General features: G+C 64.6%; 14 protein-coding genes. 13 read left to right on the forward strand and 1 reads right to left on the reverse strand.

Translation table 11 applies throughout. From position 1 onward, the window contains the following. Window positions 1-25: 25 nt before the first annotated feature. Window positions 26-1,384, reverse strand: a complete 1,359-nt coding sequence (locus GWK50_RS07205) for an amidase (protein WP_162015804.1) — start codon at window positions 1,382-1,384, stop codon at window positions 26-28. Between the two features lie 151 nt (window positions 1,385-1,535). Here GWK50_RS07205 and rpsB point away from each other — a divergent pair, with 151 nt between their 5' ends. From rpsB to lpxA, 13 genes are all read left to right on the forward strand, one after another. Next, window positions 1,536-2,285 carry a 30S ribosomal protein S2 gene (gene rpsB, locus GWK50_RS07210; protein ID WP_162015806.1) on the forward strand — a complete coding sequence of 250 codons (750 nt, stop codon included), beginning with the start codon at window positions 1,536-1,538 and terminating at the stop codon, window positions 2,283-2,285. 98 nt (window positions 2,286-2,383) lie between these two features. Next, window positions 2,384-3,310 carry a translation elongation factor Ts gene (gene tsf, locus GWK50_RS07215; RefSeq protein WP_162015808.1) on the forward strand — a complete coding sequence of 309 codons (927 nt, stop codon included), beginning with the start codon at window positions 2,384-2,386 and terminating at the stop codon, window positions 3,308-3,310. Between the two features lie 58 nt (window positions 3,311-3,368). Continuing rightward, the gene (gene pyrH / locus GWK50_RS07220) at window positions 3,369-4,091 is read left to right on the forward strand and encodes a UMP kinase (protein WP_162015810.1); all 723 of its coding nucleotides are present in this window, start codon (window positions 3,369-3,371) and stop codon (window positions 4,089-4,091) included. A 26-nt stretch (window positions 4,092-4,117) separates the two neighbouring features. Then, window positions 4,118-4,675, forward strand: coding sequence for a ribosome recycling factor (gene frr, locus GWK50_RS07225; RefSeq protein WP_162015812.1), 558 nt, complete (start codon window positions 4,118-4,120; stop codon window positions 4,673-4,675). A 26-nt stretch (window positions 4,676-4,701) separates the two neighbouring features. Then, entirely contained in the window at window positions 4,702-5,409 is a 708-nt protein-coding gene (gene uppS, locus GWK50_RS07230; protein ID WP_162015813.1) for a polyprenyl diphosphate synthase, read from the forward strand. A 1-nt stretch (window position 5,410) separates the two neighbouring features. Continuing rightward, a complete protein-coding gene (locus GWK50_RS07235) occupies window positions 5,411-6,265 on the forward strand; it encodes a phosphatidate cytidylyltransferase (RefSeq protein WP_162015815.1) in 855 nt (284 codons plus the stop codon). Beyond that, the gene (gene ispC / locus GWK50_RS07240; protein ID WP_162015817.1) at window positions 6,262-7,449 is read left to right on the forward strand and encodes a 1-deoxy-D-xylulose-5-phosphate reductoisomerase; all 1,188 of its coding nucleotides are present in this window, start codon (window positions 6,262-6,264) and stop codon (window positions 7,447-7,449) included. Before GWK50_RS07235 ends, ispC begins: the two co-directional genes overlap by 4 nt. 33 nt (window positions 7,450-7,482) lie before the next feature. Beyond that, the gene (gene rseP / locus GWK50_RS07245; RefSeq protein ID WP_162015819.1) at window positions 7,483-8,844 is read left to right on the forward strand and encodes an RIP metalloprotease RseP; all 1,362 of its coding nucleotides are present in this window, start codon (window positions 7,483-7,485) and stop codon (window positions 8,842-8,844) included. 44 nt (window positions 8,845-8,888) lie between these two features. Next, window positions 8,889-11,186, forward strand: a complete 2,298-nt coding sequence (bamA, locus tag GWK50_RS07250; RefSeq protein ID WP_162015822.1) for an outer membrane protein assembly factor BamA — start codon at window positions 8,889-8,891, stop codon at window positions 11,184-11,186. Next, window positions 11,186-11,698, forward strand: a complete 513-nt coding sequence (locus GWK50_RS07255; RefSeq protein ID WP_162015824.1) for an OmpH family outer membrane protein — start codon at window positions 11,186-11,188, stop codon at window positions 11,696-11,698. Before bamA ends, GWK50_RS07255 begins: the two co-directional genes overlap by 1 nt. A 27-nt stretch (window positions 11,699-11,725) precedes the next feature. After that, window positions 11,726-12,715, forward strand: coding sequence for a UDP-3-O-(3-hydroxymyristoyl)glucosamine N-acyltransferase (lpxD, locus tag GWK50_RS07260; protein ID WP_162015826.1), 990 nt, complete (start codon window positions 11,726-11,728; stop codon window positions 12,713-12,715). Beyond that, window positions 12,715-13,155, forward strand: coding sequence for a 3-hydroxyacyl-ACP dehydratase FabZ (gene fabZ, locus GWK50_RS07265; protein WP_162015828.1), 441 nt, complete (start codon window positions 12,715-12,717; stop codon window positions 13,153-13,155). The genes lpxD and fabZ overlap by 1 nt, the downstream gene beginning before the upstream one ends. A 31-nt stretch (window positions 13,156-13,186) precedes the next feature. Continuing rightward, entirely contained in the window at window positions 13,187-13,975 is a 789-nt protein-coding gene (lpxA, locus tag GWK50_RS07270) for an acyl-ACP--UDP-N-acetylglucosamine O-acyltransferase (RefSeq protein WP_162015830.1), read from the forward strand. Window positions 13,976-13,983: the final 8 nt, after the last annotated feature.

The raw sequence follows: 13,983 nt of genomic DNA on the forward strand, positions 1-13,983 counted from the left end.
GCGCAATAGGGTAAAGCGCTGGCAGCTATTGTTTTTGTAGCAATTCTTCGATCTGAAGGCCCACATGCAGTACGGTGTCGTCGTGCAGCGCAGCGTGCCAGACCATCAGGCCCACGGGCAATTCGCCCGCAGTGTGGCAGGGCAGCGAGAGTGCGCAGCCGTCCAGCAGGTTGACTGCGCTGGTGTTGCGCAGCAGCAGGGCGTTGACGCGGAAGAACTCGGCGTCGCGGGCTGCATCCATGGCGGCGTCCTGCCCGTCGGCCGGGGCCACGCTGGCCAGCAGCGGCGCCGTGATCGGCACCGTGGGCGAGAGCAGGGCGTCGTACGGTGCCATGCAGGCCTGCATGTCCGCGATCCACTGCTGGCGCGAGCGCAGCAGGTCGATGTATTCCCAGGCCCGCAGTGTGGCGCCTGCTTCGATGCGCTTGCGCACGCGCGGGTCGTAGCGCTCGCCCGCGCGCTGCAGCAGTTCGCGGTGCCAGGCATAGCTTTCGGGGGCCGAAAAGCCGTAGGCGGGTTGCTGCCGCATGGCGGGCAGGTCGATTTCGGCGATCTGCGCGCCGGCCTGGCGCAGTTGTGCCAGCGTGCGTTCAAAAGCCTGGGACACGGGGGCGTCCAGCCCGTCGAGGAACACCGTGGTGGGCACGGCCAGCCGCAGTGCGGGCAGGGGCGCCGTGCTGCGCGCCACGCGGCGCTGGGCCAGCACCTCATGCACCACGATGGCGTCTCGCACCGAGCGTGTGGTGGCGCACACGGTGTCCAGCGTGGTGGACAGGGGCAGTGCGCCCTGCGTGGGCACCAGCCGGGCCGTGTTCTTGAAACCCACGACGCCGTTGAGCGCCGCCGGAATGCGGATGGAGCCGCCCGTGTCCGAGCCCAGGCCCACAAAGGCCGCCCCTGTGGCCACCGACACGGCGGCGCCCGAGGACGATCCGCCCGGCACGCGCGCCGGGCCGACCAGTGTGCCAAAGCGCCCGTCGTGGGCTGCCGGCGTGCCGTGGTGCGGGTTGACGCCCACACCGGAAAAGGCGAACTCGGTCATGTTGGTGCGGCCGATGACGGCTCCGCCCGCTGCGCGCAGCCGGGCCACGGCCGGGCAGTCGGCTGAGGCGGCGGGAGCGTCGGCCAGCACCACCGACCCTGCGGGGGTGGGTTGGCCCTGCAGGTCGAACAGGTCTTTCACCGAAACCGCCAGTCCGGCCAGCGGCAGGTGCTGCAGGCTGGGATTGGCGGCCTGGCTGCGGGCTTCGTCGAAGCCGGTGCGGACGAAGGCGTGGCGGCAGGCAGTGGACTGCGCAGCGGCAATGGCGCGCTCCATTTCCTGCGGCGCGCTGGTCTGGTGCGACTGCAGCATGCGCCGGGTGGTATCAAGGTCTGGGAGCATGCGTGTGCTAGAATCTTTGGGTTTTGCTGGGTGCGGCTGCAAGCGCAGTGGCCTTGGCAAGACCAATCGCAAACCAGTCCAAACAAGGTGTTGCAGCCCGCCTGGGCGCAATTGTCGGGCTGGATTTTAGACCCAACCTTCGGAGAATCTCATGTCCGTTACCATGCGCGAAATGCTGGAAGCCGGTGTCCACTTCGGTCACCAAACCCGCTTCTGGAACCCCAAGATGGCCCCCTACATCTTCGGCCATCGCAACAAGATCCACATCATCAACCTGGAAAAGTCGCTTCCGCTGCTCCAGGGTGCTGCCAAGTTCGCGCAGCAACTGTCGGCCAACCGCGGCACCATCCTGATCGTCGGCACCAAGCGCCAGGCCCGTGACATCGTGGCCGCCGAAGCGCAGCGCGCTGGCGTGCCTTTCGTCAACCAGCGCTGGCTGGGCGGCATGCTGACCAACTTCAAGACCGTCAAGACCTCGATCAAGCGTCTGAAGGACATGAAGGCCCAGCAGGAAGCCGGTCTGGACGCCATGAGCAAGAAGGAGCAGCTCATGTTCGTGCGCGAGATCGAAAAGCTGGAAAAGGACATCGGCGGCATCCAGGACATGACCACGCTGCCCGACGCCATCTTCGTGGTGGACGTGGGCTTCCACAAGATCGCCATCGCTGAAGCCAAGAAGCTGGGCATTCCGCTGATCGGTGTGGTGGATACCAACCACTCGCCCGAAGGCATCGACTACGTGATCCCCGGCAACGACGACTCTGCCAAGGCCGTGGAACTGTACGTGCGCGCCATCGCTGACGCCATCGTCGAAGGCCGTAACAACGCCGTCGCCGAAGTGGTGAAGGCTGTGGGCGAGGGTTCCGACGAATTCGTCGAAGTGGAAGAATCCGCTGCCTGAGGCCCCCGGCCCGCGCAATGACCTGCGCGAAAAAAAGTGGGGCTCGAACAGCCCCCTTTTTTTATCTGTTGAACTGAACTGAATACGGAGAAAAAACAATGGCTGCAATTACCGCAAGCATGGTTGCCGAACTGCGCGGCAAGACCGACGCTCCCATGATGGAGTGCAAGAAGGCCCTGACTGAGGCCGACGGCGACATGGCCAAGGCTGAAGAGCTGCTGCGCGTCAAGCTGGGCACCAAGGCTGGCAAGGCCGCTTCGCGCGTGACCGCCGAAGGCGTGGTCGCCAGCTTCATCGAAGGCTCCACCGGCGCGCTGATCGAAGTCAACAGCGAAACCGACTTCGTGAGCAAGAACGACAGCTTCATCGCCCTGGCCAAGGCTGCTGCCGAACTCGTGGCCAAGCACAACCCCGCCAACATCGAGGCCCTGGGCGCTCTGCCCTACGCGCAAGACGGCTTCGGCCCCACGCTGGAAGACGTGCGCAAGGGCCTGATCGGCAAGATCGGCGAGAACATGTCGTTCCGCCGCTACCAGCGCTTCAGTGGCTCCAACCTGGCCTCCTACCTGCACGGCTCGCGCATCGGTGTGGTGGTTGAGTTTGACGGTGACGCCAATGCCGCCAAGGACGTGGCCATGCACGTGGCTGCCATGAAGCCCGTGGCCCTGACCAGCGCCGACGTGCCCGCCGACCTGATCGCCAAGGAGCGTGCGGTCGCTGAAGGCAAGGCTGACGAAGCCAACAAGGAACTGGTGGCTGCTGGCAAGCCCGCACAGAGCGCTGAAATCACCGCCAAGCGCATCGACGGCGCCGTGCAGAAGTACCTCAAGGAAGTCTCTTTGGCCGACCAGGTCTTCGTGAAGGCCGCCGACGGCAAGCAGACCGTGGCGCAGATGCTCAAGGCCGCCAACACCACCATCAAGAGCTTCACGCTCTACGTCGTGGGCGAAGGCATCGAGAAGAAGCAGGACGACTTCGCTGCTGAAGTGGCCGCCCAGGTGGCAGCCGCCAAGGGCGCTGCCTGATCCTGCCATTGCACCTGCCGTCGATTTTCTCAACCCCCTTTCACCTATGGAGCCTGCCATGACCGTCGCCACCCCAGCCTACAAGCGGATTTTGCTCAAGCTGTCGGGTGAGGCGCTCATGGGAGACGACGCCTTCGGCATCAACCGCGCGACCATCGTGCGCATGGTGCAGGAGGTGGCCGAGGTCACCCGCATGGGCGTGGAAGTGGCGGTAGTGATCGGCGGCGGCAATATCTTCCGTGGTGTGGCCGGTGGTGCCGAGGGCATGGACCGCGCCACCGCCGACTACATGGGCATGCTGGCCACGGTGATGAATGCCCTGGCCCTGGCCGATGCCATGGACAAGCAGGGCCTGACGGCCCGCGTCATGTCCGCCATCTCGATCGAGCAGGTGGTGGAGCCCTACGTGCGCCCCAAGGCACTGCAGTACCTCGAAGAGGGCAAGGTGGTGGTGTTTGCCGCAGGCACGGGCAACCCCTTCTTCACCACCGACACGGCGGCAGCGCTGCGCGGCGCCGAAATCGGTGCCGAGCTGGTCCTCAAGGCCACCAAGGTCGATGGCGTGTACACCGCCGATCCGCACAAGGACCCGACGGCCACGCGCTATGCCAAACTCAGCTTCGACGAAGCCATGGTGCGCAATCTGGGCATCATGGACGCCACGGCCTTTGCGCTGTGCCGTGACCAGAAACTGCCCGTCAAGGTGTTCTCGATCTTCAAGCCTGGTGCACTCAAGCGCGTGGTGCTGGGCGAGGATGAAGGCACCCTGGTGTACGCCTGACGTCCATCCCGTGTGAGGAGAAAAACATGATCGCCGACATCAAGAAAAACGCAGAGGCCAAGATGGGCCAGTCCATCGCGGCTTTCAAGAACAACCTCGCCAAGATTCGCACCGGCCGCGCCAGCCCTGGGCTGCTCGATAGCGTGCAGGTCGAGTACTACGGTTCCATGGTGCCGCTGTCCCAGGTGGCCAACGTGTCCTTGCTGGACTCGCGCACGCTGAGCGTTCAGCCCTGGGAAAAGGGCATGGGTGCCAAGATCGAGAAGGCCATTCGCGAGAGCGATCTGGGCCTGAACCCCGCCAGCATGGGTGATCTGATCCGCGTGCCGCTGCCGCCCATGAGCGAAGAGCGCCGCAAGGAAATGACCAAGCTCGCTCGCAATGAGGGCGAGGCCGCCAAGGTGGCCGTGCGCAACCTGCGCCGCGATGCCAACGAAGCCGTCAAGAAGCTGGTCAAGGACAAGCAAGCATCCGAAGACGACCAGAAGCGCGCCGAGGCCGATATCCAGAAGGCCACCGACCGGCACATTGCCGAGATCGACACGCTGGTCACTTCCAAAGAGCAGGAGATCATGGCGGTCTGAGGACTGCCATGGTTCACGCTTTTTCCATGGCTGTTGCTTTGGTGCCGCCTCGGCATGTGGCCATCGTCATGGATGGCAACGGCCGCTGGGCCCAGCGCCGTTTTCTCCCGCGCCTGGCAGGCCACAAGCAAGGTGTGGAGTCGCTGCGCCGATGCGTGCAGGCCTGTGCCCAGCGCGGCATTGGCGTGCTCACGGTGTTCGCGTTTTCGTCCGAAAACTGGAACCGTCCGCAGGACGAGGTGTCCGGCCTGATGGAACTCCTGGCCAAGGCCCTCACGCGCGAGGTGCCGCAACTGTGCAAAGACGGCGTGCGCCTGCACTTTGTGGGCGAGCGTACGGGCCTGTCCGACAAGGTGCGCGAAGGCCTGGCCCAGGCCGAGCGCGAGACGGCGCACAACAGTCGCCTGGTTCTCAACGTGTGCTTCAACTACGGTGGGCGCTGGGACATTGCCCAGGCGGCAGCGCAACTCGCCGCGCGCGGCGAAGCCATCACCGAAGCCAGCCTGGACCGTGCCATGGCCTTGTCCCACGTGCCCGACCCGGACCTGTTGATTCGTACCGGCGGCGAGATGCGCCTGAGCAACTTTCTGCTCTGGCAGGCGGCCTACTCGGAGCTGGTGTTCAGCGACCGTTTGTGGCCCGAGTTTGACGAGGCTGCGCTGGACGAGGCCATTGCCGCCTTCCATGCCCGCGAGCGGCGTTTCGGCAAGACCTCTGAGCAAGTGAAAGCCTGAAATGCTCAAGCAGCGCATCCTCACCGCCCTGGTTCTGCTGGCCATTCTGTTGCCTGCCCTGTTCCATCCATCGCCCGTGGCATTCACCGCGGTCATTCTGGTGCTGATGGCGGCGGCGGCCTGGGAGTGGGGGCGGCTCAACGCCTGCGGCCCCGTGGGCTCGGTGCTGGTGGGCGCTGCCTGCCTGGCGCTGTGCGCTGCATCTTGGGCGCTGGGTTGGGTGCAGCGCCCGCTGGGGGTGCTGTGGCTGGCCGGTGGTGGCTGCTGGGTGCTGGGCAGTGCCTGGCTGCTGCGTGCGGGCGTGCCAGGGTGGCCGCGGGTGCCTGCCGCGCTGCGGCTGGTGGCGGGTATTGCTGCCCTGTGGATGGCATGGATGGCCGTGGTGCAGGCCCGCGCGCTGGGCGTCAATTTTTTGCTGTCGGTGATGTGCCTGGTCTGGATGGCCGACATCGCCGCCTATTTTGCGGGCCGCAAGTTCGGCCTGCGCTTCACGCGCGCCAAGCTGGCGCCCTCCATCAGTCCCGGCAAGAGCTGGGAGGGCGTGTGGGGTGGCGTTGCGGGCGTGCTGCTGCTGGCGCTGGGCTGGGTGCTTGCCGATGCGCATTTCCAGGCGGATCAACCCAGCTTTTACACCGTGGTGGCGCGCCAGGGCTGGTGGATGTTGCTGGTCGTCGCCTTGTTCATGACGGCCATGAGCGTGGCGGGGGATCTGGTGGAATCGCTCATCAAGCGCAGCGCGGGCGTCAAGGACAGCAGCCAGCTGCTGCCCGGCCATGGCGGCGTGCTGGACCGCGTGGACGCGCTGTTGCCCACGCTGCCGCTGGCCCTGATGATCACAACGCTGCTCTCCCCATGAAACAACGCATCACGGTGCTCGGATCGACCGGATCCATAGGCACCAACACGCTCGATGTGGTGGCGCGCCACCCCGAGCGCTTCGAGGTGTTTGCACTCAGCGCGGCCACGCAGGTCGATGCGCTGCTGGCGCAGTGTGCACGCTTCGCCCCGCGCTACGCCGTCATGGCCAGTCCTGAGCATGCCAGTGCGCTGGCAGAAAAATGCAAGCAAAATGGGCTTGTAACGCAGGTACTACAAGCGCAAGATGCTATCGAAACAATAGCATCGCACCCCGAAGTGGATATGGTGATGGCGGCCATTGTCGGCGCAGCTGGACTGGCGCCCTGCCTGGCCGCGGCGCGTGCTGGCAAGCGTTTGCTGCTGGCCAACAAAGAGGCGCTGGTGGTGGGGGGGGAGGTCTTCCTGCAGGCCGTGCGCGAGGGCGGCGCTACGCTGTTGCCCATCGACAGCGAGCACTCGGCCATCTTCCAGTCCCTGCCTGAAGACCCATCCACCTGGCAGCGCCGCGTGGACAAAATCATCCTCACCGCTTCGGGCGGGCCGTTCCGTCAGCGCGACCCGAAAACCTTGCACGAGGTCACGCCGGAGCAGGCCTGCGCCCACCCCAACTGGGTCATGGGGCGCAAGATCTCGGTCGATTCGGCCACCATGATGAACAAGGCGCTGGAGGTGATCGAGGCGCGCTACCTGTTCGGCCTGGCGCCGCGCAAGCTGGACGTGGTCATTCACCCGCAAAGCATCATCCACTCCATGGTGCAGTACACCGACACGTCGGTGGTGGCCCAGTTGGGTACGCCCGACATGCGCGTGCCCATCGCCTACGGTCTGGCCTGGCCTGAGCGCGTGGAGTCGGGGGCTGCGGCGCTCGACTTCCATACCCTGGGCGCCATGACCTTCGAGGCCATCGACGACCATGGGCATCCCGAGCGTTTTCCGGGCCTGCGCCTGGCCTGGGAGGCACTGGAAGCGCCTGCGGGCACCACGGCCGTGCTCAATGCCGCCAACGAGGTGGCCGTGGCGCAGTTTCTGGAGCGGCGCATCCGCTTCGACCAGATCCATGCACTGAACTTGGAAACTTTGTCCAGCGTGCCGGTCTCCAAGCCCGGATCGCTCGACGACCTGCTGGCGCTGGACCAGCAAGCCCGTGCCAGCGCGCAGCGCATTGCGCAGCGACTGGCTTGACCGAGCGGGTTCCACCACACCGCGGGAGTGTCCATGCTGACCGTTGTTGCTTTCATCGTTGCCCTCGGCCTCTTGATTGCCGTGCACGAATACGGCCACTACCGTGTGGCCGTGGCCTGCGGTGTGAAGGTGCTGCGCTTTTCGGTGGGCTTTGGCAAGCCTTTGCTGCGCTGGCAGCCCAAGGGCTCGCCCACCGAGTTCGTCCTGGGCGCATTTCCCCTGGGGGGCTTCGTGCGCATGCTTGACGAGCGCGAGGCACCGGTACCACCCGAAGAGCGCCATCTGGCCTTCAACACCCAGCCGCTGCGCTCGCGTGCGCTCATCGTGGCCGCCGGTCCGGTGGCCAACCTGGTGCTGGCCGTGTTGCTGTATGCGCTGGTCAACTGGATGGGCGTGCAGGAGCCCATGGCCTACCTGTCCAAGCCAGTGCCGGGTTCGGTGGCGCAGTCTGCGGGGCTGCATGGCGGCGAGCTGGTACGCCGCGCAGCCCTGGGTGACGGGGAGGAAATGCCCGTGCGCTCCTTCGAGGACCTGCGCTGGTTGTTGGCGCGCGGCGCGCTGGAATCGCAAGCAGCGCGCCTGGTCGTCGAGCCCACACCGGGCGCCGCCGAGCGCACCGTGCACCTGCCGCTGCAAGACATTGACACCCGCAATGCCGATCACCGCCTGATGCAGCTCATCGGCATCACCGGCCCCTGGACACCGCCCCTGGTGGGCGAGTTGATGGCTGGCGGTGCCGGCGAGCGCTCGGGCCTGCAGGCCGGGGATGTGGTGCTGCGCATTGGCGCCACCGACGTGGTGGACGGTGCGCAACTGCGTGCGCTGATCCGAGGCTCTGTGCAGGGCAAGGAGCCGCTGGCGCAGACCTGGCGTATCGAGCGCGCGGGCCAGGTGCTGGAACTGCAGGTGCTGCCTGAAGTGCAGCAGGAACACGGTGAAACCATTGCCCGCATCGGTGCGTACGTGGGAGGCCGCCCGCAGTTCGAGACCGTGCAGTATGGGCCGCTGGAAGGCGTACTCAAGGGAGCAGAGCGCACCTGGCAGGTGTCCGTGCTCACGCTCAAGATGATGGGGCGCATGCTCATTGGCGAGGCATCGCTCAAGAACATCAGCGGTCCGCTGACGATAGCCGACTATGCGGGCAGGTCTGCGAGCCTGGGCCTGGCCCAGTACCTGGGGTTTCTGGCACTCATCAGTGTGAGCTTGGGGGTGCTGAACCTGTTGCCGCTGCCCGTCCTCGATGGGGGGCACCTGATGTATTATCTTTGGGAGGGTGTGACGGGCAGGAGCGTCTCGGACGCCTGGATGGAACGCCTGCAGCGCGGCGGTGTCGCCGTGCTGTTTCTGATGATGTCCATCGCATTGTTCAACGATCTCTCCCGGCTCTTTGGCTAACCTACTGGCTGCCCGGTCTGTGCTGGGTGGCACCGGTTTCATTCATGAAAAAACAATCCAATCGCTTCGGTGCGCGCACCGCCACGGCCGTTGCAGCCATGTTTCTTGCCGTTCATGCGGCCTGGGCCCTGGAGCCCTTCAAGGTGCAGGACATCCGCGTCGAAGGCCTGCAGCGCGTGGAACCGGGCACTGTGTTCGCGTCCATTCCTCTGCGCGTAGGCGATACCTACAACGATGAAAAGGGTGCGGCGGCGATCCGTGCCCTGTTTGCCCTGGGCCTGTTCAAGGATGTGCGCCTGGAAGCGGTGGGCGGCGTGCTCGTGGTGGTGGTCGAAGAGCGCCCCACCGTGGCCGACGTCGATTTTGTGGGCGCGCGTGAGTTTGAAAAGGATGCGCTCAAGAAGGCCATGCGCGACATTGGTCTGACCGATGGCCGCCCCTACGACAAGGCCCTGACCGACCGTGCCGAGCAAGAGCTCAAGCGCCAGTACATCAACAAGAGTTTCTATGGTGCCGAAGTGGTCACGACCGTGACCCCCATCGAGCGCAACCGCGTGAACCTGACCTTCACCATCACCGAGGGCGATACGGCGCGCATCAAGGACATCCGCATCGTCGGCAACAAGGCGTTCAGCGAATCCACCCTCAAGGGCTTGTTCGACCAGGACACGGGGGGCTGGCTGAGCTGGTACACCAAGTCCGATCGCTATGCGCGCTCTAAGCTCAACGCCGACCTCGAAACGCTGCGCTCGTACTACCTGCAGCGCGGCTACCTGGAGTTCCGCATCGATTCGACCCAGGTGGCCATCTCGCCAGACAAGCAGGACATCACCATCACGGTCAATGTGACCGAGGGCGAGCGCTTTGTGGTCTCCAGCGTCAAGCTCGAAGGCAACTACCTGGAGCGCGATGAGGAGTTCAAGTCGCTGGTCACCATCCGCGCGGGCGAGCCCTACAACGCCGATCAGGTGGCCGAAACCACCAAGGCCTTTTCCGAACATTTTGGCAATTTTGGCTTTGCGTTTGCGCGCATCGAAGCCGTGCCGGAGATCGATCGCGATACCAACCGTGTGGCCCTGACCCTGCAGGCCGACCCGGTGCGGCGCGCCTATGTGCGGCGCATCGAGGTCGCAGGCAACAACCGCACACGCGACGAAGTGATTCGGCGCGAGTTCCGCCAGTTCGAATCGTCCTGGTACGACGGCGAGAAAATTCGTCTGTCGCGCGACCGCGTGGACCGTCTGGGATTTTTCACCGAAGTCAATGTCGAGACCCAGGAGGTCCCTGGCGCACCCGACCAGGTCGATCTGGTCGTGAATGTGGTCGAGAAACCCACGGGCTCGCTGCAACTGGGTGCCGGTTTTTCCAGCGCGGAGAAGCTGTCGTTCTCCTTTGCCATCAAGCAGGAGAACATCTTCGGCTCAGGCAACTACCTCGGGGTGGATGTCAACACCAGCAAGTTCAAGCGCACGCTGGTGTTCAGCACCACCGACCCGTATTTCACCCGGGACGGCATCTCGCGCACCGTCGATCTCTACTACCGTACCGACAAGCCTTATGAGGACCAGGGCGGGAACTATGAGTTGGTGACCACGGGGGGCGGGCTGCGTTTCGGGGTGCCGTTCACGGAAACAGACACGGTCTTTTTCGGTGCGGCGCTGGAGAGCAACCGCATCAAATCGGGCACCAACATCCCGGCGGCATACTTGGCGTACGCGGATCGTTACGGCTCTTCCAGCAGTTCCGTGCCACTGACCATTGGTTGGTCGCGGGATGGCCGAGACAGCGCGCTGGCGCCCAACAACGGGGTGTACCAGCGGCTCAACACCGACTGGTCCGTGGCCGGTGACGCCCGCTACCTGCGCGCGAACTACCAATATCAGCAGTACATCCCACTCAACAAGAAGTTCACCCTGGCTTTCAATGGGGAACTGGGCTGGGGCAAGGGCTTCAATGGCCGTCCCTTCCCGGTGTTCAAGAACTTCTACTCGGGTGGTCTGGGCTCGGTACGCGGGTTTGACCAGGGCACCCTGGGGCCGCGTGACGTCACCGGCGCATCGCTGGGTGGCCCCAAGAAAGTCACTTTCAACACAGAACTCATCGCTCCGTTCCCCGGCGCTGGCAATGACCGCACCCTGCGGATCTTTACCTTCCTGGATGTGGGCAATGTGTACGGCGAGGAGGAAAAAATGCGCTTCAGTGAGATGCGCGCCTCCGTCGGCGTGGGTTTGAGCTGGATTTCCCCGTTGGGTCCGCTGCGCCTTGCGTACGCCCAGCCCGTGCGCAAGTTCGCGGGCGATAGAATCCAGAAATTGCAATTCCAGATTGGAACGTCCTTCTAATGAAACACCTTTCCCGTCAACTCGCCCTGGTTCTGATGCTCAGCGGTGTCGGTGCAGCTGCACCGGCCTATGCCGATTTCAAGGCGGGCTTCATTCATACCGACCGTGTGTTCCGCGAAGCAAGCTCGGCCAAGGCCGCGCAAGCCAAACTGGAGCAGGAATTCTCGCGCCGCGACAAGGAAATCAACGACCTGGGCAACACGCTCAAGACCGCGACCGAGAAGTTCGAGCGCGATGCGCCTACGCTGTCGGACAGCCAGCGCCAGACCCGTCAGCGCCAGCTCATGGACCAGGACCGCGAATTCCAGCGCAAGCGCCGCGAGTTCCAGGAAGACCTCAACGCGCGCAAGAACGAAGAGCTCAACCAACTGGGCGAGCGCATCAACAAGGTCGTCAAGCAACTGGCCGAGCAGGAAAAGTACGACATCATCGTGGACCAGGCGGTGTACATCAACCCGCAGCACGACATCACCGACAAGGTGATCAAGGCCCTCAATGGTGCATCCAAGTAAGGTCTGCCTGAAGTGGATGGGTGCCGCGTGAGTGTGCGACTGGGCCAATTCATCGAGGCACTGGGCGGCACGCTCGAAGGAAACCCTGACCATCTGATCGCACGCCTGGCCCCGCTGGAGGCTGCGGGGCCGCAGGATCTGAGTTTCCTCAGCAACCCGCGCTACCAGCAGCAACTGGCCGCCTCCCAGGCGGCCTGTGTCATTGTGGCCCCTGCGATGCGCGAGCCTGCATTGCAGCGCGGTGCCTGCATCGTGGCAGACGACCCCTACGTGTACTTCGCCCGCGCCACACAGTGGTGGAAGCGCCAGCACGTACCTGCGGTGCAGCCGGGCGTGCACCCGAGCGCCGTGGTGCACCCCGATGCCGTGGTGGACGCCAGCGCCTGCATCGGCCCGCTGTGCGTGGTTGAGCGGGGTGCGCACATTGGCGCCCACACTTGGCTCAAATCGCGCGTCACAGTGGGCGAAGACTGCCATATCGGTGCACGTTGCATCGTGCATGCCGGTGCCGTGATCGGGGCCGATGGCTTTGGCTTTGCGCCTGAAAAAGGTGCCTGGGTCAAGATCGAGCAGCTGGGCGCTGTGCGCATCGGCGACGACGTGGAGATTGGTGCCAACACCTGCATAGACCGTGGTGCACTGGGCGACACGGTCATCGAAGACGGCGTCAAACTCGACAACCTGGTGCAGGTCGGTCACAACGTGCACATAGGGCGCCATTCGGCCATGGCCGGATGCGTGGGCATTGCGGGCAGCGCGCGCATCGGTGCGCACTGCAGCGTGGGCGGCGGCGGCATTGTGCTGGGCCACCTCACGCTGGCGGACCATGTGCATGTGTCGGCAGCTACCACGGTCACGCGCTCCATTCACCAGCCCGGGCTGTACACCGGCATGTTTCCCATCGACGACAATGCGCGCTGGGAAAAGAACGCCGCCACGGTCAAGCAGCTGCACAGTCTGCGCGAGCGCATCAAGGCCCTGGAAGGGCTTCTCCAGAACAACAAGATTGAACGCTGATGATGGACATTCACGCAATACTCAAGCAACTGCCCCACCGCTACCCGTTCCTGCTGGTGGACAAGGTGCTCGAACTCGAACGCAACCAGCGCATCAGGGCCATCAAGAACGTCACGTTCAACGAGCCTTATTTCATGGGGCACTTCCCAGGCCGTCCGGTCATGCCCGGCGTGCTCATCCTGGAAGCGCTGGCCCAGGCGGCCGGCCTGCTGGCGTTCGATGCCATGGGCCAGGTGCCCGACGAGAACAACATTTACTACTTCGTCGGCATCGACGGTGCGCGTTTCAAGCGCCCCGTGGAGCCAGGCGATCAGTTGATTCTGGACATCACGATCGACCGTGTGCGCGGCGGCATCTGGAAGTTCAAGGGCGTGGGCCGCGTGGGCGATGAGGTGGCCTGCGAGGCCGAACTGATGTGCACCATGCGCGCCGTCGGCTGACGCCGGGCACCCAACAGGGCAGGGCAGCGCCGTGAGCCACATTCACCCGACCGCCGTCGTCGATGCGCAGGCGTGCATCGACGAGCGCGCCAGCATTGGCCCCTTTGCCGTGATCGGCCCGCACGTGCGCATCGGTGCAGGCACCACGGTGGGCGCGCACTGCGTGATCGATGGGCACACCACCATCGGCCAAGACAACCGCATTTACCCATTCGCATCGCTGGGCGCTGCACCGCAGGACAAGAAGTACGGCGGCGAGCCCACCGAGCTGCGCATTGGCGACCGCAACACCATCCGAGAGTTCTGCACCTTCAACACCGGCACTGCGCAGGACAAGGGCTCCACCACCATCGGCAACGACAACTGGATCATGGCCTACGTGCACATTGCGCACGACTGCGTGGTGGGTGACCACACCACCATGGCCAACAACGCCACGCTGGCCGGGCATGTGGAGGTGGGGGACTGGGCCACCATCGGTGGCCTGACCGGCGTGCTGCAACGCATGCGCATTGGCGCGCACGCCATGGTGGGTTTTTCCAGCCATGTGGGCAAGGACGTGCCGCCGTTCATGGTGGTGGATGGCAACCCGCTGGCGGTGCGCGGCGTGAATCTGGTGGGGCTGCGTCGGCGCGATTTTTCCGACCAGCGCATCAGCGCCATCCGCGAGATGCACAAGCTTCTCTACCGCCAGGGGCTGACACTGGAACAGGCGCGCGCCGCGATGGCGCAACTGCCCGCCACGCATCCCGAGGCGGCGCAGGACGTGGCCTTGATGGATGCTTTCCTGGCCAGTTCCGTGGCGGGCATTGCCCGCTGAGTGGGGCT

This window comes from Acidovorax sp. 210-6, from assembly GCF_010020825.1.
Lineage (GTDB): Bacteria > Pseudomonadota > Gammaproteobacteria > Burkholderiales > Burkholderiaceae_C > Simplicispira > Simplicispira sedimenti.

Bases quoted from the DNA above. Each gene is read 5' to 3' on its own strand.
- GWK50_RS07205 (WP_162015804.1), bottom strand. From the start codon at position 1,384: ATGCTCCCAGACCTTGATACCACCCGGCGCATGCTGCAGTCGCACCAG.
- rpsB (WP_162015806.1), top strand. From the start codon at position 1,536: ATGTCCGTTACCATGCGCGAAATGCTGGAAGCCGGTGTCCACTTCGGT.
- tsf (WP_162015808.1), top strand. From the start codon at position 2,384: ATGGCTGCAATTACCGCAAGCATGGTTGCCGAACTGCGCGGCAAGACC.
- pyrH (WP_162015810.1), top strand. From the start codon at position 3,369: ATGACCGTCGCCACCCCAGCCTACAAGCGGATTTTGCTCAAGCTGTCG.
- frr (WP_162015812.1), top strand. From the start codon at position 4,118: ATGATCGCCGACATCAAGAAAAACGCAGAGGCCAAGATGGGCCAGTCC.
- uppS (WP_162015813.1), top strand. From the start codon at position 4,702: ATGGCTGTTGCTTTGGTGCCGCCTCGGCATGTGGCCATCGTCATGGAT.
- GWK50_RS07235 (WP_162015815.1), top strand. From the start codon at position 5,411: ATGCTCAAGCAGCGCATCCTCACCGCCCTGGTTCTGCTGGCCATTCTG.
- ispC (WP_162015817.1), top strand. From the start codon at position 6,262: ATGAAACAACGCATCACGGTGCTCGGATCGACCGGATCCATAGGCACC.
- rseP (WP_162015819.1), top strand. From the start codon at position 7,483: ATGCTGACCGTTGTTGCTTTCATCGTTGCCCTCGGCCTCTTGATTGCC.
- bamA (WP_162015822.1), top strand. From the start codon at position 8,889: ATGAAAAAACAATCCAATCGCTTCGGTGCGCGCACCGCCACGGCCGTT.
- GWK50_RS07255 (WP_162015824.1), top strand. From the start codon at position 11,186: ATGAAACACCTTTCCCGTCAACTCGCCCTGGTTCTGATGCTCAGCGGT.
- fabZ (WP_162015828.1), top strand. From the start codon at position 12,715: ATGATGGACATTCACGCAATACTCAAGCAACTGCCCCACCGCTACCCG.